At 71.1% G+C, this 24,292-nt stretch carries 20 protein-coding genes; 6 read left to right on the top strand and 14 right to left on the bottom strand.

The window, feature by feature from the left end; translation table 11 throughout:
* Positions 1 to 220 precede the first annotated feature (220 nt).
* Both LRA98_RS05235 and LRA98_RS05230 read right to left on the bottom strand, forming a co-directional pair.
* A complete protein-coding gene (locus tag LRA98_RS05235; protein WP_238633595.1) occupies positions 221 to 2,938 on the bottom strand; it encodes a cation-transporting P-type ATPase in 2,718 nt (905 codons plus the stop codon).
* Between the two features lie 46 nt (positions 2,939 to 2,984).
* The gene (locus tag LRA98_RS05230) at positions 2,985 to 4,634 is read right to left on the bottom strand and encodes a Na/Pi cotransporter family protein (protein ID WP_201168436.1); all 1,650 of its coding nucleotides are present in this window, start codon (positions 4,632 to 4,634) and stop codon (positions 2,985 to 2,987) included.
* 76 nt (positions 4,635 to 4,710) lie between these two features.
* On the opposite strand from LRA98_RS05230, the gene LRA98_RS05225 reads away from it, so the two are divergent.
* Together LRA98_RS05225 and LRA98_RS05220 are read left to right on the top strand one after the other, a co-directional pair.
* Positions 4,711 to 5,478 carry a hypothetical protein gene (locus tag LRA98_RS05225; protein WP_201243022.1) on the top strand — a complete coding sequence of 256 codons (768 nt, stop codon included), beginning with the start codon at positions 4,711 to 4,713 and terminating at the stop codon, positions 5,476 to 5,478.
* 48 nt (positions 5,479 to 5,526) lie between these two features.
* Positions 5,527 to 8,646, top strand: a complete 3,120-nt coding sequence (locus LRA98_RS05220; protein WP_238633594.1) for an error-prone DNA polymerase — start codon at positions 5,527 to 5,529, stop codon at positions 8,644 to 8,646.
* Here the strand turns inward: LRA98_RS05220 and LRA98_RS05215 are convergent.
* Both LRA98_RS05215 and rraA read right to left on the bottom strand, forming a co-directional pair.
* Positions 8,643 to 9,035: an RNA-binding S4 domain-containing protein gene (locus LRA98_RS05215; protein ID WP_201168439.1), complete on the bottom strand. Its 393-nt coding sequence runs from the start codon at positions 9,033 to 9,035 to the stop codon at positions 8,643 to 8,645. The two genes, LRA98_RS05220 and LRA98_RS05215, sit on opposite strands and share 4 nt — an antisense overlap.
* Positions 9,036 to 9,082: 47 nt before the next feature.
* Positions 9,083 to 9,577, bottom strand: a complete 495-nt coding sequence (gene rraA, locus LRA98_RS05210; RefSeq protein ID WP_201168440.1) for a ribonuclease E activity regulator RraA — start codon at positions 9,575 to 9,577, stop codon at positions 9,083 to 9,085.
* A gap of 87 nt (positions 9,578 to 9,664) precedes the next feature.
* Here rraA and LRA98_RS05205 point away from each other — a divergent pair, with 87 nt between their 5' ends.
* The 4 genes from LRA98_RS05205 to LRA98_RS05190 are packed head-to-tail and all read left to right on the top strand — an operon-like array spanning position 9,665 to position 13,541.
* Positions 9,665 to 10,627 (top strand): GGDEF domain-containing protein, encoded by a 963-nt coding sequence (locus LRA98_RS05205; RefSeq protein WP_201243140.1) that lies wholly within the window; start codon positions 9,665 to 9,667, stop codon positions 10,625 to 10,627.
* Between the two features lie 21 nt (positions 10,628 to 10,648).
* Entirely contained in the window at positions 10,649 to 11,758 is a 1,110-nt protein-coding gene (locus tag LRA98_RS05200; protein ID WP_201168443.1) for a RuBisCO large subunit C-terminal-like domain-containing protein, read from the top strand.
* 4 nt (positions 11,759 to 11,762) lie between these two features.
* On the top strand, positions 11,763 to 12,236 hold the full coding sequence (locus LRA98_RS05195; protein WP_238633593.1) for a cupin domain-containing protein: 474 nt from the start codon (positions 11,763 to 11,765) through the stop codon (positions 12,234 to 12,236).
* Positions 12,237 to 12,260: 24 nt separating this feature from the next.
* On the top strand, positions 12,261 to 13,541 hold the full coding sequence (locus LRA98_RS05190) for an HlyC/CorC family transporter (RefSeq protein WP_238633592.1): 1,281 nt from the start codon (positions 12,261 to 12,263) through the stop codon (positions 13,539 to 13,541).
* Positions 13,542 to 13,892: 351 nt separating this feature from the next.
* Here LRA98_RS05190 and LRA98_RS05185 read toward each other — a convergent pair whose 3' ends face one another.
* From LRA98_RS05185 to flhF, 10 genes are read right to left on the bottom strand one after another with little or no spacing between them, the layout of a single operon-like run.
* Positions 13,893 to 14,390, bottom strand: a complete 498-nt coding sequence (locus LRA98_RS05185; RefSeq protein ID WP_201168447.1) for a chemotaxis protein CheW — start codon at positions 14,388 to 14,390, stop codon at positions 13,893 to 13,895.
* A gap of 20 nt (positions 14,391 to 14,410) precedes the next feature.
* A complete protein-coding gene (locus LRA98_RS05180; RefSeq protein WP_238633591.1) occupies positions 14,411 to 15,352 on the bottom strand; it encodes a chemotaxis protein CheW in 942 nt (313 codons plus the stop codon).
* On the bottom strand, positions 15,345 to 16,142 hold the full coding sequence (locus LRA98_RS05175) for a ParA family protein (RefSeq protein ID WP_238633590.1): 798 nt from the start codon (positions 16,140 to 16,142) through the stop codon (positions 15,345 to 15,347). Before LRA98_RS05175 ends, LRA98_RS05180 begins: the two co-directional genes overlap by 8 nt.
* Positions 16,143 to 16,161: 19 nt before the next feature.
* Positions 16,162 to 17,382, bottom strand: coding sequence for a protein-glutamate methylesterase/protein-glutamine glutaminase (locus tag LRA98_RS05170; protein ID WP_238633589.1), 1,221 nt, complete (start codon positions 17,380 to 17,382; stop codon positions 16,162 to 16,164).
* 44 nt (positions 17,383 to 17,426) lie between these two features.
* Positions 17,427 to 19,661, bottom strand: a complete 2,235-nt coding sequence (locus LRA98_RS05165) for a chemotaxis protein CheA (RefSeq protein WP_238633588.1) — start codon at positions 19,659 to 19,661, stop codon at positions 17,427 to 17,429.
* A gap of 39 nt (positions 19,662 to 19,700) precedes the next feature.
* Entirely contained in the window at positions 19,701 to 20,486 is a 786-nt protein-coding gene (locus tag LRA98_RS05160) for a protein phosphatase CheZ (RefSeq protein ID WP_201168690.1), read from the bottom strand.
* 5 nt (positions 20,487 to 20,491) lie between these two features.
* On the bottom strand, positions 20,492 to 20,875 hold the full coding sequence (cheY, locus tag LRA98_RS05155) for a chemotaxis response regulator CheY (RefSeq protein WP_201168465.1): 384 nt from the start codon (positions 20,873 to 20,875) through the stop codon (positions 20,492 to 20,494).
* 54 nt (positions 20,876 to 20,929) lie between these two features.
* Entirely contained in the window at positions 20,930 to 21,673 is a 744-nt protein-coding gene (locus LRA98_RS05150; RefSeq protein ID WP_201168468.1) for an RNA polymerase sigma factor FliA, read from the bottom strand.
* Positions 21,673 to 22,506 carry a MinD/ParA family protein gene (locus LRA98_RS05145; protein ID WP_274519788.1) on the bottom strand — a complete coding sequence of 278 codons (834 nt, stop codon included), beginning with the start codon at positions 22,504 to 22,506 and terminating at the stop codon, positions 21,673 to 21,675. Before LRA98_RS05145 ends, LRA98_RS05150 begins: the two co-directional genes overlap by 1 nt.
* Before the next feature lie 38 nt (positions 22,507 to 22,544).
* Positions 22,545 to 24,290: a flagellar biosynthesis protein FlhF gene (gene flhF, locus LRA98_RS05140; protein ID WP_238633587.1), complete on the bottom strand. Its 1,746-nt coding sequence runs from the start codon at positions 24,288 to 24,290 to the stop codon at positions 22,545 to 22,547.
* Positions 24,291 to 24,292 lie beyond the last annotated feature (2 nt).

Genomic DNA, 24,292 nt, shown 5'->3' with positions numbered 1-24,292 from the left:
AAAAAACCCCTGTGGGCCGGCGCGACGGGCGCTGGCCCCGATCTGGCGACGCTCGCGGAAAACACCATATGTAGTAGTTACCGGGAGAGGTTACCCCAACCAGTAGTGATTTCAAGTCTTGACAGGCGAGACGAGGATCGCTAGCGGAACCGCGGGCGCCGCCCCGGGAGGAGCCGCCCGGCGGGGCCGCGGCGCCGCAGCGGACCCACGACCGACGGGATCAGTCCTCCGGCGAGATCCGCCGCCGCAGCACAGCCTTCTCCAACTCCACGACACCAAAGAGCAGGATCCCGAAGATCAGCACCCGCAGCCACTCCTCCGGGCCCAGCCCGGCGGTGCCAAACAGTGCCTGCACCGGCGGGGCGTAGGTGAACAGCCCCTGCAGGACGATGAGCACGCCGATGGCGATCAGCACCGCCCGGCTGCCGAACAGGCCGGCGACGCTGGTCACCGGCTCGAGGATGTAGCGGGCGTTGAACAGGTAGAAGACCTGCCCCATGACCAGGGTGTTGATGGCCACCGAGCGGGCCAGCTCGTCACTGACGCCCTGCGCCTCCATGTAGACGTAGTGACCGAAGGTGCCGATCACCAGCAACACCGAGACGAACAGCACCCGCCAAATGAGAAAGCCCGAGAGGATCGGCTTGGCCGGGTCCCGTGGCCGACGCTCCATCAACCCCGGCTCCGGCGGCTCGAAGGCCAGCGCCAGGGCCAGCGTGACGGCGGTAACCATGTTGATCCACAGCGCCTGGACCGGGGTGACCGGCAGGGTCAGCCCGAACATGATGGCGATGACGATGGTGAACGCCTGACCGCCGTTGGTGGGCAGCAGGTAAAGGATCGCCTTCTTGAGGTTGTCGTAGACGGTGCGCCCCTCCTCCACCGCGTGGGCGATGGAGGCGAAGTTGTCGTCGGCAAGCACCATCTCCGAGGCCTCCTTGGCCGCCTCGGTGCCCTTGTTGCCCATGGAGATGCCGACGTCGGCGCGCTTGAGCGCGGGGGCATCGTTGACCCCGTCCCCGGTCATCGCCACGATCTGACCGTGCCCCTGCAGGGCCTGGACCAGGCGCAGCTTGTGGATGGGCGTGGTGCGGGCGAAGACATCGGTCTCCAGGCAACGACGACCCAGTTCCTCGTCGTCCATGGCCTCGATCTCGTGGCCGACCAGCGGCCGGCCGCGGATGCCCAACTGCTCGCCGATGGCCCCGGCAGTCAGGGCGTGATCGCCGGTGATCATCTTCACCCCGATCCCGGCCCGGTGGCACTCGGCGACGGCCTCGATGGCCTCCTCGCGGGGCGGATCGATGATGCCGAGGACGCCGAGCAGCACCATCCCCTCCTCCACATCGGAGAAGAGCAGCTCGCGGTGATCGGGGTTGGTCTCCTTGACCGCCACCGCCAGCAGCCGCTGACCCCGCGAGGCGATCCCGTCGAGCACCTCCTGCCAGCGATCGCGGTCCAGCGGGCGATCGCCGTCGGCGGTCCGCTCTTGGGTGCAGGCGGCCAGCACCCGCTCCGGGGCACCCTTCATGATCAGCAGCCCGCCGTCCTCACGCTCGCGGTGGAGGGTCACCATGAACTTGTAGGACGACTCGAAGGGGATCACGTCCACCCGCGGGAAGGTGCGATCGAGTTCGCGGCGTTCGAAGCCGCCCTTGACCGCCGCCACCATCAGCGCCCCCTCGGTGGGATCGCCCTCCAGGCGCCAGTCGCCGTCCCGGTGGTAGAGGGCCGACTCGTTGCACAGCGCCACGCCGCGCAGGATCTGCGCGAGCACCGGCTCGTCGCCGGCGCTCACCGCCTCGCCGCCGTCACGGTGGAACGCCCCGTCCGGGACATAGCCCACACCGCTGACCTCGTAGGCCTGCTCGGCGGTGACCACGCTACGCACGGTCATCTCGTTGCGGGTCAGCGTGCCGGTCTTGTCCGAGCAGATGGTGGTGACCGACCCCAGGGTCTCCACCGCCGGCAGACGCCGAATGATGGCGTTGCGCCCGGCCATGCGCTGCACGCCGATGGCCAGCGTAATGGTCATGATCGCCGGCAGCCCCTCGGGGATGGCGGCGACGGCCAGGGCCACCGCGGCGAGGAACGTCTCGATGGCGGTGTAGGCCTGCAGGTAGTAGCCGATGAGGAAGGTCGCCCCGGCGAGCAGGACGATCGCCACCGACAGCCAGCGTCCGAACTCGGCAACCTGGCGCAGCAACGGCGTGGTGATCGACTCCACCCCGGCGATCAGGCTGCTGACCTTGCCGATCTCGGTGGCTTCGCCGGTGGCCACGACCACGCCCTGGCCGCGGCCGTAGGCGACCAGGGTGCCGGAGAAGGCCAACGATTTGCGATCACCGAGTTCGGCGTCGGCAGCCACCGGCTCGTCCGCTTTCTCCACCGGCACCGACTCGCCGGTGAGCACCGCCTCGTCCAGGCGCAGGTTGCGTGCCTCGAGGATGCGCACGTCGGCAGGCACGCGGTCGCCGGCCTCGAGCAGGACGATGTCGCCGGGGACCAGGTCCTCGGCGTCGACGGTCATGCGCTCGCCGTCGCGCAGCACCACGGCCCGGGGCGAAAGCATGCCGCGGATGGCGTCCAGGGCCTTTTCGGCCTTGCCCTCCTGCACGTGGCCGATGACGGCGTTGATCACCACCACGCCGAAGATCACCGCACTGTCCAGGTAATGGCCGAGCAGTGCGGTGACCACGCCGGCAACGATCAGGATGTAGATCAGGACATTGTGGAACTGCTTGAGAAAGCGCCTGATCGGGCCCTCGCGCTCGGGCGGGCGCAGGCGGTTGGGGCCGTACTGCTCAAGTCGCTGCCCGGCCTCCTCGCCGGTCAGTCCGTTGCCCGGTTGCGCCCCGAGCCGGCGGACCACCTCGGCGCTCTCGCGTGCGTGCCAGTCCGCCCGCTCCTGGCCGGAGCCCTCTGCTTCCTCGCGCATACCACCTCCCGCCTTGCGGTTACCCGCCGATGCTGCAGTGTAGCATTCACCCCTCGCCGGGCTCCCCGGGATCCGCCAGCTCCCGCTCGGCGTGCTGGAACTTGCGCAGGTAGCGGGCCGACTTGGCGGCCTGATCCAGCGCCCGGCGGACCGCCGAGAGGCGGTCGAGCACCGCCACCATGCGCCGCACCGGTAGCTGCCCGGCGGCGCCGGCGCGCAGCAACCGCTCCTTGACCGGCTGGTATTCGCGATCGAAGCCCTTCAGGGTCGTCTTCACCGCCTGCCGGTCCCAGGCATCGATCTCCGCGCCGGTGGCCTCGATGCCGCGGACCGCCTCGGCCAGCAGCCGGTCCACCGCAGTGGCCAGTTCCGGGTCATCGATACGGGTCTCGCCGTCGGCATCGAGCCGGGCCAAGGCCACGGCGCGCTCGGCCATGTTCTGCTGGTACTGCGTCACCCGCAGCAGGTGGGCCAGGCTGGAGCCGATGGCCGGATCGCCGTGGCTGCGCTCGATCCGGTTGGCGAACTCGTTGATGGTCAGCGCCAGCTGCTGCAGCTTCTGGTGCTCGGCCTCGAGCCATCTGCGCTGCCCCGCCCCGCCCCCACTGATCGCCGCCGTGACCATGGCGCGGGCCATGGCGCCGGTGCGCTCGGCCTCCAGGCGGGCGGCGTCGAGGGCCAGCGCGGGGGTGGTCAGCACGTTGTCGTCCAGATAGCGCGGCCGGGTGTGGTCGTCCCGGCGGAAGCGCCGCCCCAGCCAAGCCACCAGGCGAGGCGTGGCCGGCCACATCAGGGCCAGCCCGAGGAGCATCATCAGGGTATGGAAGACGGCCAGCACCACCGCCTTGTGCGCTTCCAGGCCCAGCCAGGCGACGATGTGGTGGGCCAGCTCAAGCAGCGGCACCAGGGCAACCAGCGCCGCAAGACCGGCCACCGCGTTGAAGATCACCTGAGCCGAGGCAGTGCGCTGGGCGTTGGCGGTGGCGCCCAGCGTGGCGAACACCGCCGTGGAGGTGGTCCCCACCGCCGCGCCGATCACCGTGGCGGCCGCAGCCTGCTCGGGCACCAGCCCGCCGGCAGCGGCGGTCAGGGTGATGGCCAGCGCCGCCGAGGACGACTGCGTGAGCGTGGTCAGCACCATGCCGATCCCGACGAACAGCACCAGGCTCAACACCCCGTGGCCGGCCAGGGCGGCGAGCATGCCCGGATCGCCCACATCCGCGAAGGTCCCGCGCAGGATATCCAGCCCCAGGAAGAACAATCCGAACCCGGCGATGGCATCGCCGAGCGCCTGACGGCGCCCGGAGCCGGCGACCACCCGCAATCCCACGCCGAGACCGATGGCCGGCAGCGCCAGCGCCTGGAGGTCGACGTTGAAGCCGACCACCGCGACGATCCAACTGGTCAGCGTGGTCCCAAGGCTGGCGCCATAGATCACCCCGATGGCCTGCGTCAGGGTCAGCAGCCCGGCGTTCACGAAGCCCACCGTGGCGAAGATCACTGCGCTCGAGGACTGTACCGCGGCGGTGATCAGTACCCCCGAGAGCAGCCCGCGCAGCCGCGACCGCGTGGAGGCGGCCAGGATATCGCGCAGCGCACCGCCGGCCGCCGCGCGCAGGCCGTCGCTCATCAGCCGCATGCCCAGCAGGAACAGGCCGATGCCGCCCAGGAACGTGAAGACCTGCATGCCCTGCATTCAGCACTCCTGTCGCCGAAACTGTGGCGCCGCAGCGGGATGTTAGACTAAAGCGTCCACGGAAGTCGGTACCCCGATGATCAATCTGATCCTCGCCACGCTGCGCGACGCCACCCTCCTGCTGCTGCGCGGCCTGCTCGTCGTCACCCTGCCCCTGATCGCCGCGACCCTGCTTGCCCTCCAGGGAGCGGGCTACGCCTACGCCGAGCTCCGCGAGCTCGACTTCCCGCTGCGCCTGGCGCTGACCGCCTGGCTGACCGGGGTCGCCGTCGCCGGGGTCATTGCCCTGGGCACGCTGCTTGCCGCGGCCCAAAACGGTCTGCCCAGGACCCACTACCTGTCCGGGTTGTGGCGCCTGATGCGGCTGTGGGCGGTGCAGGCGCTGTGGCTGATCCCCGGGGCGCTGCTCGTCGCCGCCGTCGTCGCCCTACTCGGTGACGCCGTGCGCGACCCGGTGGCCGAGTACGCCGGCCTGCGCGCCGCCGCCCCGTGGACCACGGCGCCGGCGCTGGAGATCGCCTCGGGGCTGGTGCTGCACACGGCCATGCTCACCATCTCGGCCACCTGGCTGTGGCCGCCGGTGGTCCTGCTGCGCAGCGACGGACGGATCCGCGAGGGCCGCCCCATCGCCCGGCGGATGCTCCAGCGCATCGCCAGCCTGGAGTGGTTCCTGGTGATCATGCTGATCCCGGTACTGGCGATCTCCCTGCTCTACCCGCCGGCAGGACTGCTCGGCCTGATGCTGATCGTCCTCTGCCCGGCGGTCACCGTTGTGGCCATCCAGCGCAGCAGCGACGCCTTCCGCCACGCCACCAGCGGCCGCTTCCCCATCGTCTGGCGCTGAGCTGCCCCCCTTGCCTTTCGGCGGGCAAGGAGGCAGCCTACTGTTGCCATGAACAGTGTATACAACGACACCATCCCGGCGTATGCGGAGCTCCACTGCCTGAGCGCCTTCACCTTCCGGCGCGGCGCCTCGCAACCCGAGGAACTCATTACCCGGGCCGCGCAGCTGGGATACCGCGCCCTGGCCCTCACCGACGAATGCTCGGTGGCCGGGGCGGTACGCGCTTGGCAGGCCGCCCGGCAACGCGGCCTGCACCTGATCGTCGGAACCGAGCTGCACCTGGCCGACGGGCCGCGCGTCGTCCTTCTCGCCCCCACCCGCCGGGCGTACGGACAGCTCTGCGCCCTGATCAGCCTGGCCCGCAGCCGCGCCGCCAAAGGGCGTTACCACGCCACGCGTGAGGATCTGGATACCGCCGCGCCGGAGTGCATCGGGTTGCTCGTGCCGGATCCGCCCCTGCAGGAGACCGCCGACGCCGAGGCCCAGGCGCACTGGTTCGCACGACGCTTTGCCGGACGCGGCTACCTGGCGGTGGAGCTGCTCGGCGGCCCCGACGACGACGCCCGCTGCCGGCAGCTGGAGGCCCGCGCCGCCGCCGTCGGCCTGCCGGCGGTGGCCGCCACCGGTGCCGAGATGCACACCCGGGGCCGTCGCGCCCTGCACGACACCCTGACCGCCATCCGCCACGGCCGCCCGGTGGCCGAGGTCACCCCCCATCTGGCCAGCAACGGCGAGCACCACCTGCGCCCGCGCGCCGCCCTGGCCCGGCGCTACCCGCACCACCTGCTGGCACAAAGCACGGCGGTGGCAGCGCGCTGCTCCTTCTCGCTGGACGAGCTGCGCTACGAGTACCCCGAGGAGGTCGTCCCCGAAGGCACGAGCCCGGCAGCGCATCTGCACCACCTGGTCGAGGCCGGGGCCCACCGGCGCTACCCCGACGGGGTGCCGCCGCGGGTACGGGCCAGCTACGAGCGCGAGCTGGCAATCATCGCCGAACTCGGCTACGAGCACTACTTCCTGACCGTCCACGATCTCGTCGCCTTCGCCCGCGGGCGCGGCATCCTCTGCCAGGGCCGCGGCTCGGCGGCCAACTCCGTCGTCTGCTTCTGCCTCGGCATCACCGAGGTGGACCCGGCCCACCAGTCGGTGCTCTTCGAGCGCTTCGTCTCACGCGAACGCGGCGAACCACCGGATATCGACGTGGACTTCGAGCACCACCGGCGCGAAGAGGTCATCCAGTACATCTACCAGCGCTACGGCCGGCACCGCGCCGCCCTGGCGGCCACGGTGATCGCCTACCGGCCCCGCTCAGCGGTGCGCGACGTGGCCAAGGCCCTGGGGCTGGCGCGGGAGACCGTCGAACGCCTGGCCAAGGGGCTGCAGCCGTGGGACCGCTCGGCGGCCGGCGACGAGCAGCTGCGCCGTGCCGGTCTAGACCCGGAGGGGCCCACCGCGCACCGACTGCATGTGCTCGCCAGCGAACTCCTCGGCTTTCCGCGGCACCTGTCGCAGCACGTCGGCGGCTTCGTGATCGCCCGCGGCCCGGTCACCGAGCTGGTGCCGATCGAGCCGGCCGCCATGGACGGGCGCACGGTGATCCAGTGGGACAAGGACGACCTGGAGGCGCTCGGCCTGCTCAAGGTGGACGTCCTCGCTCTGGGGATGCTCAGCGTGATCCGCCGCGCCTTCGAACTCATCCGCCATTGGCGCGGCCACGCCTGGACCCTGGCCACCCTACCCCCGGCGGACCCGGCCACCTACGCCATGATCCGCCGCGCCGACACCCTGGGGGTGTTCCAGATCGAGTCGCGGGCGCAGATGGCGATGCTGCCGCGGATGCGCCCGCGCTGCTTCTACGACCTGGTCATCGAGATCTCCATCGTCCGCCCCGGCCCCATCCAGGGCGACATGGTCCACCCCTACCTGCGCCGGCGCGAGGGCAGCGAGCCGGTGGACTACCCCTCGGAGGAGGTGCGCGGGGTCCTGGAACGCACCCTCGGGGTGCCGATCTTCCAGGAGCAGGCCATGGAGCTGGCGGTGGTGGCCGCGGGATTCACCCCGGACGAGGCCGACCGGCTGCGTCGCTCCATGGCCGCCTGGCGCAAGAAGGGCGGGCTGGCACCGCTGCGCGAGCGGCTCATCGAGGGGATGCGCGAGCGCGGCTACGCCGACGCTTACGCCGAGCGGCTCTATCAGCAGATCGAGGGTTTCGGCGAGTACGGCTTCCCGGAGTCCCACGCCGCGAGCTTCGCGCTGCTGGTCTACGCCTCGGCGTGGCTCAAGTGCCATGAGCCGGCGGCCTTTGCCGCCGCCCTGCTCAACAGCCAGCCCATGGGTTTCTACGCCCCGGCGCAGATCATCCGCGATGCCCGGGAGCACGACGTGACGATCCACCCGGTGGACGTACGCTTCAGCGAGCCGACCTGTACCCTCGAGCCCACCCGGTCCACCGGCGATACGCAGCCGGCGCTGCGACTCGGGCTGAACCAGGTCCGCGGGCTGTCCACCGCCGGCGCCGAGCGGCTGGCCGCCGCGCGCCGCCAGGCGCCCTTCACCGGGGTCAACGACCTCAAGCGCCGCGCCCGCCTGTCGCGGGCCGATATCCGCGCCCTGGCCCGCGCCGATGCCCTGCGCGGCATCGCCGGGCACCGCCGGGCGGCCAGCTGGGCGGCCCTGGGCGCCGACGCGGGCACCGCCTTGCTGCCCTCCCCGCCGGCCGAGACCGACCGGCCAAGCTTCGCACCGGCCCGGGAGTCCCAGGCGGTCCTCGCCGACTACGCCAGCACCGGCTTCAGCCTGCGCCGCCACCCGGTCGCCTTCCTCCGCCGACAGCTGCGCGATCGGCGCTACCGCAGCGCCGCCGAGTTGGCCGATGCGAAGGACGGCCGCCCGGTGCGGGCCGCGGGTCTGGTCATCAACCGCCAGCGCCCCGGATCGGCCGGAGGGATCACCTTCGTCACGCTGGAGGACGAGACCGGCCGGATCAACCTGGTGGTGCGCCGCGCCACCGCCGAGGCGCAGCACCGCCCCCTGCTCGAGGCCCGGCTGCTGGGGGTGGCCGGTACGTGGCAGTACCGGCACGGCGTCGGCCACCTGATCGCCGGCCGCCTGGAGGATCTCTCGGCCCTGATCGGCGAGCTGGACGTCCGTTCGCGGGACTTCAGCTAGCTCCCCTTCTTGAATGCCGACAGGCGCCGGCGCTCGCGCCGGTCAGGGCGGTGGCTGGGCCGTGGCATGGACGCCGCAGCCGCGCGGCGCTGCTCAGCCTGCCGCTGACGCCGCTCGCGGCTGGCCTCGGTCTCCTCGTAGAGGGTCTCCGCCACCCGGGCCGGCCCGCGTTCCTCGGCCACATCGCGGACGACCACCTCGAAACGCTGCTGCGCCTTCGTGATGGTCAGCCGGTCCCCGGGGCGCACCGCCCGGCTCGGCTTGGCCCGGGCGCCGTCCACATCGACCTTGCCCCCCTGCACCGCCTCGACGGCCAGCCGGCGGGTCTTGAAGAAGCGCGCCGCCCACAGCCAGCGATCGAGACGCACCGATGCCGAACGATCACTCATGCCCGCTGCCCCCTTGCCGAATCACTCGCTGCCCGGCTACCGGGCCCCTACAGGGTCAACTCGCGCGTCGCCACGATGACCCCGTCCTCGTCGGCGTAGAGCCAGTCGCCCGACTGGATCGTGGCCCCGGCGAAGGTCACCGAGACATCCCGCTCGCCCAGGCCCTTCTTCTGGCTCTTGAGCGGGTGGGTATTGAGCGCCTGGACGCCGAAGTCGATCTGCGCCAGCTCGGCGCTGTCGCGCACACAGCCGTAGATGACCGCCCCGGACCAGCCGTTATCCCGCCCCAGCGCCGCCAGCCGGTCGCCAAGCAGGGCGCACCGCATGGAGCCGCCGCCGTCGACCACCAGCACGCCGCCGTCGCCGGGCTCGCTGAGCAGCTCACGGACGCGGACGTTGTCCTCGAAGAGCTTGAGCGTGGTCACCCGGCCGCCGAAGCGGGTGCGCCCGCCGTAGCCGATGAGCATCGGGTTCATCACGCGCAGCTGCACGCCCGGGTCATCGGCGTGGGCATCACAGAGATCGGTGGTCAGCAGCGCCATGGCGCCTCCTGTCGTGACTCCAACTGGCTGGTATGCGGGGTGTTGGTTTAAGGTAACCGTCTGAACGCCGACTGGGTACCGAGGGCCATGAGCGCACAGCACGCAGCGCACGCGCAAGCCGACACCGTCGCCGCCCTGGGAGGGTATCTCACCGCCCTGGCCGAGAGCCACGGGCAGGAGGAGGTCGTGCAGACCCTCTGCGAGACCGCGGCCCGGCTGCTGCCGCGCAGTTCCGGCGAGCTCTGGCAGCTCGCCCTCGACCGCGAGGGCTGGTACCACAGCGGCGGCTGGCAGGCCGGCGTCGTGCTTCCGCCCCAGGAGCGCTCCCTGCGCACGACGCTGCCGCGCGGCCCCACCGATGAGCTGCGCCTGCCCCTGCAGGCCCACGGCCTGACCGTCGCCGAGCTGCGCATCCCGTGCCCGGAGATCGAATCCGAGGCCGAGCAGGAGCTGCTGCGGAGCCTGGCCACCGCCGCAGCGATCAGCCTCTCCGGGCACGTCCTCAAGCGCCGGGTGCGCCACCGCAACGTCCGCGACCCGCTCACCGGGCTGTTCAACCGGCGCTACCTGGAGGACACCCTGGAGCGTGAGCTCCACCGCGCCCGCCGCGTGAACGCCGGGCTGGTGCTGATCCGCCTGGAGGTGGACACCCTCGAGGCCTTCGCCGCCGAGCACGGCAGCGAGACCGCCGACCGACTGCTGCAGGTGATGGCCGATGCCGTACACCACGCCTTCCGCGGCTCGGACGTCTGCTGCCGGGCTGGTGACAACGGCTTCGGGATCCTGCTGCCCGACGCCAGCCTGGACAACGGCGCCATGCGCGCCGAGGCGGTCCGGGAGGAGCTGGCCGAGCTGCGCATCCACCAGCGCGGTCGCCCCCTCGGCCCGGTGACTGTCTCCGCCGGAGTCGCCGCCTACCCGGACCACGGCAGCAACCGCGATCTGCTGCTCGAGGCGGCCGAGAGCGCGGTCACCTGCGCCCTCGACGAGGGCGGCGACCTGCTCCGCGTGGCCGAACTCATCGCGCCCCCGAACGCCAACCAGAACTGACCGAACCGGAGAGGAACCACCTTGTCTGCCGAAACCCTGCGCGTCACCTACCACCTGACCTGCCGCCCCGGCGAAGACCCCCATGACAAGGCCAAGGGCATCGCCCTGGAGCAGAGCGCCGAGCTGCCCTCGCGCTGCATCCCGGCGCACGTCTACGACGACGTGGTGCCGACGATCCAGGAGCTGACGGCCCTCGACGACGGTCGCCACCGCCTGGTCCTGGACTTCCCGGAGGCGATCACCGGTCTCGAGCCGACGCAGCTGATCAACAACCTGTTCGGCAACATCTCGCTCAAGAGCGGAATCCGCCTGGCCGACGTCGAGTGGACGCCCAACCTGCTGCAGGCCCTGGGCGGCCCGCGCTACGGCACCACCGGCGTGCGCGAGATGCTCGGCATCGCCGAGCGGCCGATGAGCTCCACGGCGCTCAAGCCCCTGGGGCTGGATACCGCCACGCTGGCCGGCTTCTGCGCCGACTTCGCCCGCGGCGGCATCGACCTGATCAAGGACGACCACGGCCTTTGCGATCAGGACACCTCGCGCTTCGTCGACCGGGTGCAGGCGTGCCAGCAGGCCGTCAATGAGGTCAACGCCGAGACCGGCGGCCGCTCGCTCTACCTGCCCAACGTCACCGGGCCGCGCTGGGAGCTGGACAAGCGCCTGGACGCCGCCCAGGAGGCCGGCTGCAAGGCGGTGCTCATCTGCCCCTTCCTGACCGGCCTCGACGCACTGATCTGGGCCCGGGAGCGCTACGACATGGCGCTGATGGCCCACCCGGCCTTCGCCGGGGCCGTGGCCGGCGCCGAGCACGGCATCGACCCCGCCCTGCTGCTCGGCGAGATCACCCGGCTCTTTGGCGCCGATATGGTCGTCTACACCAACGCCGAAGGGCGCTTCCCGACCTACGATCAGGCCCTGTGTGACCGCATCAACGACCGCCTGCGCCGGCCACTGGGCGACATCCGCCCCGCCCTGCCCACCCCGGGCGGCGGGGTCGACGCCGAGCGGGCGCCGTACTGGGCCGAGCGCTACGGCCCGGACGTCGTGCTGCTGATCGGCGGCAGCCTCTACGCCCAGGGCGACCGGGTCGCCGCGGCGCGCCGGCTGCAGGACGTGGTGGAGGGCCGTTAGCGGCATGACCGACGAGGAGCACGACGCCTCCCGCGTCCTGCGCGAGCAGGGCTACCGCTGGGAGGGCATCGAGGAAGAGGCCTACAAGGCGGAGGGCACCCACTTCAGTGGTGCCCGCCGCCAGACCCTGGTCGGCCGTCCGTCCGGGCAGGAGGCTCCGGCCTTCGAGACCCGCTACTTCGAGGTGGAGCCCGGCGGCTACACGACGCTCGAGCGCCACGAGCACACCCATGTGGTCATCGTGGTGCGCGGCCGCGCCGAGGTGGTCCTCGACAACCGGGTCGAGGTCGTCACCCCGCTGGATTGCGTCTACATCGCCCCGCGGGCCTGGCACCAGATCCACGCCACCGGCGGCGACGAGCCGCTGGGCTTTCTCTGCATCGTCGACCGCGACCGCGACCGCCCGCAGCGCCCGGATGGCGACGATCTGGCCGGACTCTGCGCCGAACCAGCGGTCGCCCGACGCATCCGCACCTGAAGCCACCGAGGCCCCGGACCCCCGTTGGAAGCGATTCCCGTCAGCCTGCTCTTCGCCGCCCTCGGCGGCCTGATCGTCCTCTCCGGCTGCTTTTCGGGCTCGGAGACGGCGCTCATGTCGCTCAACCGCTACCGCATGCGTCACCTGGCCAAGCAGGGCCATCGCGGTGCACGCATCGCCGAGCGGCTCCTGCAGCGACCGGACCGGGTCCTCGGGGTGATCCTGCTCGGCAACAACTTCGTCAACATCGCCGCCTCCTCCCTGGCGACGCTGATCGCCCTGCGCCTGCACGGCGAGAGCGCCATCGCCGTGGGCGCCGGCCTGCTGACGCTGGTGATCCTGATCTTCGCCGAGGTGGCACCCAAGACGCTCGCCGCCGTCCATCCAGAGCGCGTGGCCTTCCCGGCCAGCTACGTGCTGTGGCTGCTCCTGCGCCTGCTCTACCCCCTGGTCTGGCTAGTCAATGCGGCGGCGAACGCCCTACTGAGCATCGTCCGTGTGCGGGTCGAGGACGTCAGCGCCGCCGAGCTCAGCCAGGAGGAGCTGCGCACCGTCGTCAACGAGGCCGGCAACATGATCCCCCGCCGCCACCGGCACATGCTGGTGAGCATCCTCGACCTGGAGGAAGCGACGGTGGAGGACATCATGATCCCGCGCACGGAGATCGTCGGCATCGACCTCGACGATCCGTGGCCGGAGACCCTGGAACGGCTGACCAACAGCCAGTACACCCGCATGCCCGTCTACCGCGGCACGGTGGACCACGTCCTGGGGTTCGTGCATGTGCGCCGGATCGTCGGCGACCTGGTCCGCGGCAGCTTCACGCCGGAGGACCTCCAGGCCCGGCTGCACGAGCCGTTCTTCATCCCGGAGGGCACCGGGCTGCACACCCAGCTGTTGAAGTTCCAGCGCCAGCGCGAGCGCGTCGGGCTGGTGGTGGACGAGTACGGCGAGATCCTGGGCCTGGCGGCCCTGGACGATATCCTCGAGGAGATCGTCGGCGAATTCACGACGGATCCGGGCACGCTGACCCGCTCGATCACCCGGCAGGAGGATGGAACCTATCTGGTCGAGGGCAGCGCGACGATCCGGGAGCTGAATCGGGTGCTGGGCTGGGAGCTGTCGACCAGCGGGCCGAAGACCCTGAACGGGTTGATCCTCGAGCGGCTGGAGACCATCCCCGAGGCGGGCACGAGCCTGCTGATCGACGGTTATCCGGTGACCATCGTGCAGACCCAGGGCAATCGGGTGAAGACGGCGGAGATCCAGCCGGAGCGCCCGCCCTCGGTCCGGCGCGAGTCGTAGCGCGCCCGCGGCCACCCCGCCCGCCGGCGGGCCTCGGGCGATGTGCAGGGCTGCCGCTTTGTGGGGCCTGCCGCCGCGCATTTGGGCGCGCCGAGCCGCGCAGCCCCGACGGGGGGTGAGCGCGAACCTTTACCGGTTCGCGCTCATCAGCGAGGTCTTGTCCGAGCGGCGCGTTAGCGCCGCGAGTTGAGCGAGCGGCCCCGGCGGGGCGAGCAGCGCAGGGGACCCCGCCGCAGGCGGGGCGCGCACATCCGCGCGGCGGCAGGCCCCACAACGCGGCAGCTTCCGTCTCCAACCTCACCAAACCCGCCGGCGGGCGGGGTGACCGCGGCCCGGCGGACTGCTCGCGGATCAGAGGGCGGCGACCTCCTGCCACTCGTCCTCGGTCAGGAGCTTGTTGGCGTCGACCAGGATCAGCAGCCCATCCTCGCGGCTGACCACCCCGTAGATGTAGCGCGACGACTCCTCGTTGCCCACGTTTGGCGCCGTATCGATCTGCGCCTCGCGGACGCTGGCCACCTCATCGACGCTATCCACCAGGATCCCGGCGACGTTCTCCGCCACCTCCATGACGATGATCCGGCTCTGCTTGTCGGGTTCCCGCGACTGCATCCCGAAGCGCAGCCGGGTGTCGATCACCGTCACCACCTTGCCGCGCAGGTTGATGATGCCCAGCACGAATTCCGGCGCGCCGGGGACCGGCGCGATCTCGGACAACGGCAGGACCTCCTGGACCTGCATCACGTTGATACCGTAGTGCTCATTGCCGAGCTTGAAGGTCACCCACTGGGAGGTCGGCCCCTCGGCGAGCTCGGCATCCTCATCGTACTGTGCCTGTTCGTAAGCCATGTATTCCCCTCGCTACGGGTTTAACGGGAGCCGGCGGGGCCATTCTGCCCCCCGGCGGCAGGGGATGCCAGGGTGCCCCCGACGCCGCCCTCCTGCTCGAGCATGTCGGCGAAGGCGTCGGGATCCACCAGCGCACAGAGGTGCTCGCGCACCGTACCCGCCAGCCAGCGCCGCCGGCCCTGAGCCGAGCGCCACTGCACCTGATCCGGGGTGAGCTTGAGCACCGCGCCCACCTCGCGGCAGGCCAGCCCCCAGTTGCCGTCGCCGACGATGATGATCTTCCCGGCGCGGCGCTCCTCGAGCGGCGGACGACGGTCCTCGGGCAGGACCAGCTCGGCGGTGTCGACGACCTGAACATACCGCCCCCGGTGGTCGAGGAGCCCGTGCATCCACCCCGGCTGCCCCACGGTGGGCTCGACCTCGTCGGGATCCTCCCACGGCACCACCCGGTGGAGCTTGACCAGGGGCACCGCCAGGCGAAGCGCGCCCACGTGCAGGGTCAGCGCCTGGAAGAAGGGACGCGCCCACGCCGGGGTGGGGTCGGTCGGCGGCTCCTGGCCGCCTCCCGTAGCCCCGGCCCGTGGCCGGGGCGGCGCTGCGGTCTCGGCGGACGGCGGGTGCGCTTCGGGCTCGCCGGGGGCCGTCTCCGGCGGGGCCACCGACGGCGGCGGCGCCTGCGGCATCCGCGGGCGCTCGGCCACCCGGCTCGGCGGCGTCTCCCGGGTACGGGCCGGCTGCCGCTCGGCAGCCGGCGGCGGCCCGGTGGGTGCCGACCCCGACGCAGGCTCCGCATCCGGCGCCCGCGGGGCCGGTGCCGGCTCCGCCTGCGGGGCATCGGATGCCGGTGCTTCCACCTCCGCCTCCGGAGTGTAGTCCTCGACGTCGTCGAGCAGGGCCTGGAGGTACTCCCCCAGGGCGCGCTGGTGATCGGGAAGCCCCTTGCCCGGATCCTCCTCAGACATGGCCGGCCACCTCGTTGTCACGCTCGCGCTCGCCGCGGGTCAAGTGATCGAGCAGCTTACGAAAGGCCAGGCTGCCGCGGCACCAGGGCTGCATCACGGTCAGCGGCAGGCCTTCGCGGCTGGCCTCGCGGAACTGGGTATCCACCGGGATGGCACCGGGCCAGACCCGCTCGCCGTGGCGCTGCTGCAGTTCCTCCAGGGCCCGAGTCGCGGCCCGGGTCCGCCGGTCATAGAGCGTCGGGACGATGGTGTACGGCAGGGCACGGGGCCGCGAGCGCTCGATCATCTCCAGGGTATGGACCATCCGCTCCAGCCCCTTGAGAGCCAGGAACTCAGTCTGCACCGGCACGATCAGCCGCTCACAGGCGGCCAGGGCGTTGACCATCAGCACGCCGAGCATCGGCGGGCAATCGAGCAGGGTGTAGTCGAAGCGGTGGGCCATGGTGCTCAGGCCGCGGCGGATGACCAGCCCCATCCCCTTGCGGCTGCCCAGCTGCCGGTCGAGGGTCGCCAGAGAGGTGGACGCCGGCAGCAGGTGCAGCCCCTGCACCGCGGTGGGCACACTCATCGCCTCGGGGTCGACACCCCGCCCCTGGTGGCGGAAGAGCTCGTAGAGGTTCGGCTCGACCTCCTCCGGGTCGTAGCCGAAGTAGCTGGTCAGCGAGCCGTGGGGATCGAGGTCGACCACCAGCACCGAGCTGCCGCGCTGGGCGAGCAGCCCGGCCAGGCTGGTGACGACGGTGGTCTTGCCGACGCCGCCCTTCTGATTGGCCACGGTCCAGATGCGCATAGGCCTGCGATCCTGCCCGCTAGCGGAGGCGGGCGAGTTCGTCTCCGATCCGGTCCAGGGGCAGCACCTGGTCGGTGAGCCCGGCCCGGGTCACCGCCGCAGGCATGCCGTAGATGACGCTGCTCGCCTCGTCCTGGCTCCACACCCAGCAGCCGTTATCCTTGAGCAGCCGGGCCCCTTTGGCCCCGTCGGAGCCCATGCCGGTGAGCACGATGCCCAGCACCCCGCCCGGGGCCAGCCGGGCCAGCTCGCTGAAGGCGATGTCGACACTCGGCTTGTAGTGGTGGTCACTCTGCCCCTCGTAGGTGTAGACGCTGAGTGCGCCGCTACGCCCGCGCACCCCCAGATGCCGGCCTCCGGGAGCGAGCAGGACCTCGCCCGGGCGCAGCATGTCGTCATCGGCCGCCTCACGCACGCGCACCTGGCAGAGCTCGTTGAGACGCTCGGCGAAGGCCGGCGTGAAGGAGGCCGGCATATGCTGGATCACCAGCACGGGTACCGGGAAGCTCGCTGGCAGCCGCGTCAGCACCCGCTGCAGGGCCACCGGACCGCCGGTGGAGCAGCCGATGACCACCGCCTGCAGGTCGGCCAGGCGCGGAGCGCCGCGCGCGCCCCGCCGGGGGCCTGCCGCGGGGGCAGTGGCAGGCTCGGCTGCCGGGGTCGGGGCCTCGGCCGGGGACTCGGGCGCGAGCTCGCCGCCCGTCCTCCGCCGGGTCGACGGCGCCGTCGAGGCAGGGGTGCGCCGGGGTCGGTCGGCCTCACCGCCAGCCGGAGGGGGTGTCGGGGCGGGGGAGCGGGCCTGGGAGGCGGCCGCCTGCCCGCCCCGGGAACCGCCGCCGCGGCGACCGCCGCCAAGCTCCACCAGCCGCTCGCAGAGCTGCCGCTGGACCGCTTCCATATCCCCGGAGAGGTCGGCGAAACGCTTGGGGATGAAATCGGCGGCGCCGGCCTCCAGCGCCTCGATGGTGGCCCGTGCGCCCTCGTGGGTGAGCGAGGAGAACATCAGGACCGGGGTGGGCCGGCGCTGCATGATCTCGCGGACCGCCGAGATGCCGTCGAGCTCGGGCATCTCGATGTCCATGGTGATGACGTCCGGACACAGGCGCTGGGCCAGGGACACGGCCTGGCGTCCATCGCCAGCCTCGCCGCAGACCTCGAGACGCGGGTCCTGCTCGACCATGGCGCGGATGCGCCGGCGGAAGAAGCCGGAATCGTCGACCACCAGAACCCGAATGCTCACCCAGTCCTCCTCTACGAGCGACGCGCGCCCCGCGCCCGGGCGGCCTACAGCCGCTTGCCGTAGGCCTTGATCAGGCTCGGGATGTCGACGATCAGGGCGATCTGCCCGTCGCCGGTGATGGTCGAGCCGGCCAGCCCCGGCAGGCCGTGGAGCAGCGCGCCCAGGGGCTTGATGACCACCTCCTCGAGACCGATGACCTCGTCGACGACAAAGCCGACGGCCTGGTTGCCGACGATGACCGTGATGACCTGCCGCTCGTCCTCGGCCTCCTCGCCGTTGGCCATCTCGCGCTTGGTGGTGAGCACCGGCTCACCGGCCTGGCTGAGCCAGCGCTCCAGGAAGAACAGCGGCATGGCCTTGTCGCGGACGATGGCCACCAGGCGGTTGTTGACCACGTTGGTGCGCACGTCCTGGAGTTCGAAGATCTCGCGCACCACGGACATGGGCAGGGCGAACTTGCGCCCGGAGACCTTGACCATCAGCGTCGGCAGGATAGCCAGGGTGAGCGGCAGCTGGATGCGCATGACCGTGCCACGGCCCAGCTCGGAGTCGATGTCCACGGTGCCGTTGAGCCGCGAGAGACTGTTCTTGACCACGTCCATGCCCACGCCGCGGCCGGAGACGTCGGAGATCTCCTCCTTGCTCGAGAACCCGGCGTGGAAGATCAGGCTGTACGCCTCCTTGTCATCGAGCCGCGAGGCCGACTCCTCGTCCATCATGCCCTTTTTCACCGCCAGGCCGCGCAGCTTGTCCGGGTCCATCCCGCGCCCGTCGTCGGCGATGGTCAGCAGGATGTGATCCCCCTCCTGCTCGGCGGACAGGGTCACCGTGCCCTGGCGGGGCTTGCCGGCGGCCTCGCGCTCATCCGGGTACTCCACGCCGTGATCCACGGCGTTGCGCACCAGGTGGACCATGGGGTCGGCCAGGGCCTCGACCATGTTCTTGTCCAGGTCGGTGTCCTCGCCGTGGGTCTCCAGCGTGACCTCCTTGTCGAGCTGCCGGGCCAGGTCGCGGATCACCCGGGGGAAACGGCCGAAGACCTTCTTGATCGGCTGCATGCGCGTCTTCATCACCGAAGACTGCAGGTCGGAGGTGACCAGCTCCAGATCGCTGACCGCCTGGCCGAGGCGATCGTCGTCGAGCTCGTTGCGCAGGTTGGAGAGGCGGTTGCGCACCAGCACCAGCTCGCCGACGAGGTTCATGATCTCGTCGAGCTTGGCGGTATCCACCCGCACCGAGGCCTCGACCTTGTTGCCGCCACCCCCGGCATCGGCACCCGTGCCACCCTTGTCGGCACCGGCACCGCCACCGCCCCCACCACCCTGGCCGCCGCCGGCGGCCGGCTTGCGGGCGGGGGCATCGGCCTGCGGCGTCGCCGGGGTCGACTCCGCCGCAGCGGCCGGCTCGGGCTCCCGGGGGGCCGCCGGCGCGTCGGCCGCCTGCGGCTCGCCAGCCGCGGCCGCGCCGGGTGGGGGCGGCGCCGAAGCGCTTTGCGCATCGTCGCCCGCGCCTTCGACCGCCGGCGGCGACGCGTCCTTGCCGGGCGCTGCTCCGGGGCCGTAGAGGCTGTCGAGCAGCTGCTCGAACTCCTCCTCGGTGATCTCGTCGTCCCCGCCGCCCGAGGCCGGTTCGGCGGCCTCCGCGGCCGGATCCTCGGCCACCGGCTTGCCCTGGTGCTGACCTTTGCCGTGGAGCTCGTCGAGCAGCTGCTCGAACTCAGCGTCGGTGATCTCGTCGCCGCCTCCGGAGGTGGCGGCCTCGTCGCCGTCGTCCAGGGCGGTGAGCAGCTCATCGAACTCGGCGTCGCTGTCGTCGCCGGTCTGCTCTTGCTGGGAGGCCGGCTGCTGCTCCTGCGCTGCCCCTGCGGCGGCGGCCGGCGGCGCACCGGCATCCGCCTGCTTGAGCCGGTCGAGCTCCTGGAGCAGCTCCGCCGAGGCCGGTTCCGGGTCGCTGCCGTTCTCGATCTGCCCGAACTGCGCGACCACCACATCGAGCGCGCGCAGGACGGTGTCCATCAGCTCCGGCGAGACCTGCTTCTCGCCATTGCGCAGCAGGTTGAAGACGTCCTCGGTGCGGTGGCAGACCTCAACCAGCGGATCGAGCCCGAGGAACCCGGCGCCCCCCTTGATGGTGTGGAAGCCGCGGAAGACCGAATTGAGCAGATCCTGGTCCTCGCCGTGCTGCTCCAGATCCACCAGCTGCTCGCCCAGCCGGTCGAGGATCTCCCGAGACTCGACCAGGAAGTCCTGCACGATGTCGTCGTCGAGGTCGATGGCCATGCTCGGCCTCCGCTGTTGTTGGGCTTCTCGGTGCCCGGGCTAAAACCCCAGGCTCGACAGGAGATCGTCCACTTCGTCCTGCCCGCTGACCACGTCGTCGCCACCCTTGCCGGGCATGGTCGGCCCCTCGCCGCGGCGCATCCGCTCGCTGGCCACCTCGGCGTCCTCGGCCGGCCGGGTGGAGGGCTGCTGGCCTTCCTCCTCGAAGCGCTGCCCGGAGATGCGCACCAGCTGGACCAGGTTCGACTCGACCTCCTCGACCAGGGCGATGACCTTGCGGATGATCTGCCCGGTCAGGTCCTGGTAGTCCTGGGCCATCAACGCCTCGTTGAGCTGATCGCTGATCTGCCGGCTGTCTGCCTGGACCCGGTTGAGGAAGCCATCCAGCTCGCGGGAGAGCTCGCGGAAGTCCTCGACATTGAGCTCGCGGCGCTGGAAGGCCTGCCAGCGCTCCGCCAGCCGTGCCCCCTCCTCGGCCAGCTCCTGCGCCAGCGGCGCACTGCCCTCGATCACCGTCAGGGTGCGGTGGGCGGCCTGCTCGGTCATCGTGATGACGTAGTTCAGGCGCTCGCGGGCATCGGGGATCTCCTGGGAGGTGATATCGGCCAGGCGCTCGTCGTAGTTGAACGCCTTGATCGCCTCATGCAGATCCCGGGTCAGCGTCCCCAGCTCGCGGAAGAGCTCGGTCTCCCGCAGGTGGGTCAGGTCGTCGATGACCGTCTGGGCACCCTCGCTGTCCCCGGCGTCGACGTGCTCCAGTAACTGCTGCGCGGCGCGGCGGTACGCCTCGAGGTCGGCGCCGCTGCTGCCCTGCTCCCGGCGCATGCTGCTCATCCCCCGCCTGCCTGGACCCGCTCGAAGATCTTGTCGATCTTCTCGCGCAGCGTCGCCGCGGTGAAGGGCTTGACGATGTAGCCGTTCACCCCGGCCTGCGCCGCCTCCATGATCTGCTCGCGCTTGGCCTCGGCGGTGACCATCAGCGTGGGCAGGTCCTTGAGATTGGCGTCGGCACGGACGTGCTTGAGCAGTTCCAGACCGGTCATGCCCGGCATGTTCCAGTCGGTGATCAGAAAGTCGATCCCGCCCTTCTGCAGGATGGGCAGCGCCGTGTTGCCGTCGTCGGCCTCGACCACGTTGTTGTAGCCGAGTTCGCGCAACAGGTTCTTGATGATCCGCCTCATCGTGGAGAAATCGTCCACAACGAGGATCTTCATGTTCTTGTCCGCTGCCACATTGCCCCCCTATCTCGAGGCCTTGCCAAAGCCGTGCTACGCCGTTCGTTCCTGCTGCTCGCGCCGCCACTCCCCGAGACGGTTGCGCAGCTTGAGCATGATCCGGCCGTGGATCTGGCTGACCCGCGACTCCGAGACCCCGAGCACCTCGCCGATCTCACGCAGGTTGAGTTCCTCATCGTAGTAGAGCGCCATGACCAGGCGCTCGCGCTCGGGCAACTCCCGGATCGCCTCGGCCAGCTCGCCCTGGAACGCCTCGTCCTGCAGCATGGCCAGGGGGCCGGGGTCGTGCCCGGCGGGCTCGTGGGGCTCGCCGGTGCCCGGGTCCTCCTGGTCGATGCTGAAGACCTTCGCCGAGGACACATCCTGCAGGATATTGTGGTATTCCGCCACCGAGATCCCCAGGGCCTCGGCCACCTCGTGGTCGCGGGCATCCCGCCCGGTCCGGTGCTCGATGCTGCGGATGGCTTCGGCCACCTCGCGGCCCTTGCGGTGGACCGAACGCGGCGTCCAGTCGAGCCGGCGCATCTCGTCGAGCATGGCGCCGCGGATGCGGATGCCGGCGTAGGTCTGGAAGCTCGCCCCCTGGGAGGAGTCGTACTGGCGCGCCGCCTCGAGCAGGCCGATCATACCGGCCTGGATCAGGTCCTCGAGCTGCACGCTCGGCGGCAGGCGGCTAGCCAGATGGTGGGCGATCCGCTTGACCAGCGAGGCGTGGCGGGTGACCAGATCCTCGTCGCCCTGCTGTGCCACCGCGGTGTACATCGCGTGACCATTCATCAGGTCACCTCTCCCCCCATGCTGCTGTATTCGATCAGTCGCTCGACGAAGAACTCCAGGTTCCCGGTGGCCCCCGAGGGGGTCGGCCACGCGTCGATTCGCCGCGCCAGATCACCGAACGCCCGCGCCGAGGGGCTGTTCGGGTAGGTCTCGACCACCGGCTGCTGCTTCTGCACCGCCCGGCGTAGGCGATCATCCTCCGGGATGGCGCCGATGAAGTCCAGGTTCAGGTCGAGGAAGCGCTCGGTGGCCACGGCCAGCTTCTGGTGCAGCATCTGCCCCTCGCGGCGGCTGCGCACGCGGTTGGCGACCAGGTGGAAGCGCTCGACCCCGTAGCGGTTGAGGACCTTGATCAGGGCGTAGGCATCGGTGATCGACGAGGGCTCATTGCAGGCGACGATGACCAGTTCGCGGCAGGCGCGCACGAAGCTGACCACGCTCTCGGAGATGCCCGCCGCGGTGTCGACGAGCAGCACATCCACCTCGCGCTGGAGCTCGCTGAAGCAGCGGATCAGCCCGGCGTGCTCGGCGGCGGTGAGCTCGGCCATGCGCTGGGTGCCCGAAGAGGCGGGCACGATGGTAAAGCCGCCGGGGGCCTCGACGAGGACCTCATCGAGGCTCGCCTCGCCGGCGAGCACGTGGGAGAGGTTGAGCTTGGGCGACAGGCCCAGGGCCACGTCGACGTTGGCCAGCCCCAGGTCGGCGTCGAAGAGCATCACCTCCTGGCCCATGCGACTGAGCGCAGTGGCCAGATTCACGGAGACGTTGGTCTTGCCGACCCCGCCTTTGCCGCCGGTGACGGCGACCACCTTGACCGGTCTGGTTTTCGCCATCCTGCGCAACCCCGCCGCCTGATCGAGGCCTGGCTCTGTCAGGAACATGCGCCTCCCCCACCGAGAGCCAATGCCAGGGCTTCCTCGTCGGCCTCCTGAACGTGCTCGTCCAGCAGCGCACACGCCCGGTGCACGAGTGTATCACCCCTGGCCGCCTGAAGGTCTTCCGGCACCCGCTGCCCCACGGCCAGATAGGCGATAGGCAGCTTGGTGCGCAGGGCGCAGGTCATCGCCCCGCCCAGGCTGGAGGCCTCGTCGACCTTGGTGAAGATGCAGCCCACCGGCTCGGCGCCGGCGAAGGCGCTGACCGATTCGGTCAGCGTCGCCATCTGGGTGGCCGCTGAGAGCACCAGGTAGGTCTTCACCAGCCCCTCGGCGCTGCCCAAGGTCTTGAACTGCTCGGCCAAACGCACGTCGCGCTGGCTCATGCCCACGGTGTCGATGAGCACCAGGCCGCGGTCCATCAGATCGTCGACGATGGTCCGCAGCTCATGGCGGTTGGTGGCGGTGTAGACGGGCACATCGAGGATGCGGGCGTAGGTCAGCAGCTGGTCCTGGGCGCCGACCCGGTAGTTGTCGGTGCTCACCAGTGCCACCTGCTCGCGGCCGTGGCGCAGGGCGTAGCGCGCCGCCAGCTTGGCCACCGTGGTGGTCTTGCCGACGCCGGTGGGGCCGACCAGGGCGTAGACCCCGCCGCGGTCGACGATCTCGTCGCCGGCGATGGGCAGGTGCCGGGCGATCAGGGCCAGCGCCTTGCGGAAGGCGGTGTCGGGGTTCTCGTCGCCGCCAATGTGATCGGCCAGCTTGCGGCTGACTTCGGTGCCCATGCCGAGATCCGTGAGCCGTTTGATCACCGTGGCTCGGGCCGGGTGGCGGTGACCCATGCGGTTCCACTCGAGCAGCGAGAGCTGGTTCTCGAAGAGGCTGCGCAGGGTGCGGATCTCCTCGCGCATCTCCTGGAAGGCCGGCTCCTCCTCGACGCGACGGCGGCTCGCACCGGAGCCACCCCCGGTAGACGGGCCCTCCTGGTTGCCGGCGCTGGCCGCCTCGGCGGCGGCCCCCATGGCGGCGGCGTGCTCGACCCCGCCGAGCCCCTGGCCCCGGTCGCCACCGGGCTCGCCGCCGCTGGCCGCCCCGCCCCGACCACGCGCCGGCCGGGAGGCCGGCTCGCGTCGCGGCTGCTCGGCGCGCTTGCGCTCCACCTCCTGGTGCTCGCGGCTGAGGGCGTCGAAGAGTTCGGCGTCCTCGTCGGCGCCGCCGACGCGCAGATCGATACGCGGCTCGCGGCGCTCGCCGCCGCTGCGCTCCTGGCCGGAACTGCGATGGGCGGCCGCGTTGGCGCGGGCCCGCTCCGCCGCGCCGGTGTCGATGCGCGGCCGCCCGCGGGACGGGCCGCCCCCCTCACGCTGCGGCAGGGCGTCGTCGGCCACCGCACCACCGGCGCGCAGACTGCGCAGGCGGGCCAGTGCCGCCTCGCGAGCACGGCCGGCCTCATCCTCGGCCGGCTCCGCCTGCCCGGACGGCTCGTCCTCGGCGGCGGGCAGGTCCGGCTCACCGGGGCGCGGGCCCGGCGAGCCGTCCAGGGGCGGGATCTCGGCGGCCCGCGGATCCTGCGCGCGGGCCGCCGCCTGAACGGCGCGCTCGTCGTAGTCCACCGCCGAGATCACCTCGACGCCGCCGTCGACATTGCGCGACGAGATCACCACGGCATCCGGGCCGTGCTGCTCCTTGACCTTGCGCAGCGCCTCGCGGGTATTGGCGGCGAAGATTCGCTTGATTCGCATGG

Source organism: Halorhodospira sp. M38, from assembly GCF_022227985.1.
Lineage (GTDB): Bacteria > Pseudomonadota > Gammaproteobacteria > Nitrococcales > Halorhodospiraceae > Halorhodospira > Halorhodospira halophila_A.
This window is presented reverse-complemented; position numbering and strand designations above follow the sequence as displayed.

What these genes read in the sequence shown, in the direction of transcription:
- LRA98_RS05235 (WP_238633595.1), bottom strand. Translation starts at nt 2,938, where the DNA reads ATGCGCGAGGAAGCAGAGGGCTCCGGCCAGGAGCGGGCGGACTGGCAC.
- LRA98_RS05230 (WP_201168436.1), bottom strand. Translation starts at nt 4,634, where the DNA reads ATGCAGGGCATGCAGGTCTTCACGTTCCTGGGCGGCATCGGCCTGTTC.
- LRA98_RS05225 (WP_201243022.1), top strand. Translation starts at nt 4,711, where the DNA reads ATGATCAATCTGATCCTCGCCACGCTGCGCGACGCCACCCTCCTGCTG.
- LRA98_RS05220 (WP_238633594.1), top strand. Translation starts at nt 5,527, where the DNA reads ATGAACAGTGTATACAACGACACCATCCCGGCGTATGCGGAGCTCCAC.
- LRA98_RS05215 (WP_201168439.1), bottom strand. Translation starts at nt 9,035, where the DNA reads ATGAGTGATCGTTCGGCATCGGTGCGTCTCGATCGCTGGCTGTGGGCG.
- rraA (WP_201168440.1), bottom strand. Translation starts at nt 9,577, where the DNA reads ATGGCGCTGCTGACCACCGATCTCTGTGATGCCCACGCCGATGACCCG.
- LRA98_RS05205 (WP_201243140.1), top strand. Translation starts at nt 9,665, where the DNA reads ATGAGCGCACAGCACGCAGCGCACGCGCAAGCCGACACCGTCGCCGCC.
- LRA98_RS05195 (WP_238633593.1), top strand. Translation starts at nt 11,763, where the DNA reads ATGACCGACGAGGAGCACGACGCCTCCCGCGTCCTGCGCGAGCAGGGC.
- LRA98_RS05185 (WP_201168447.1), bottom strand. Translation starts at nt 14,390, where the DNA reads ATGGCTTACGAACAGGCACAGTACGATGAGGATGCCGAGCTCGCCGAG.
- LRA98_RS05180 (WP_238633591.1), bottom strand. Translation starts at nt 15,352, where the DNA reads ATGTCTGAGGAGGATCCGGGCAAGGGGCTTCCCGATCACCAGCGCGCC.
- LRA98_RS05175 (WP_238633590.1), bottom strand. Translation starts at nt 16,142, where the DNA reads ATGCGCATCTGGACCGTGGCCAATCAGAAGGGCGGCGTCGGCAAGACC.
- LRA98_RS05165 (WP_238633588.1), bottom strand. Translation starts at nt 19,661, where the DNA reads ATGGCCATCGACCTCGACGACGACATCGTGCAGGACTTCCTGGTCGAG.
- LRA98_RS05160 (WP_201168690.1), bottom strand. Translation starts at nt 20,486, where the DNA reads ATGCGCCGGGAGCAGGGCAGCAGCGGCGCCGACCTCGAGGCGTACCGC.
- cheY (WP_201168465.1), bottom strand. Translation starts at nt 20,875, where the DNA reads ATGAAGATCCTCGTTGTGGACGATTTCTCCACGATGAGGCGGATCATC.
- LRA98_RS05150 (WP_201168468.1), bottom strand. Translation starts at nt 21,673, where the DNA reads ATGAATGGTCACGCGATGTACACCGCGGTGGCACAGCAGGGCGACGAG.
- LRA98_RS05145 (WP_274519788.1), bottom strand. Translation starts at nt 22,506, where the DNA reads ATGGCGAAAACCAGACCGGTCAAGGTGGTCGCCGTCACCGGCGGCAAA.
- flhF (WP_238633587.1), bottom strand. Translation starts at nt 24,290, where the DNA reads ATGCGAATCAAGCGAATCTTCGCCGCCAATACCCGCGAGGCGCTGCGC.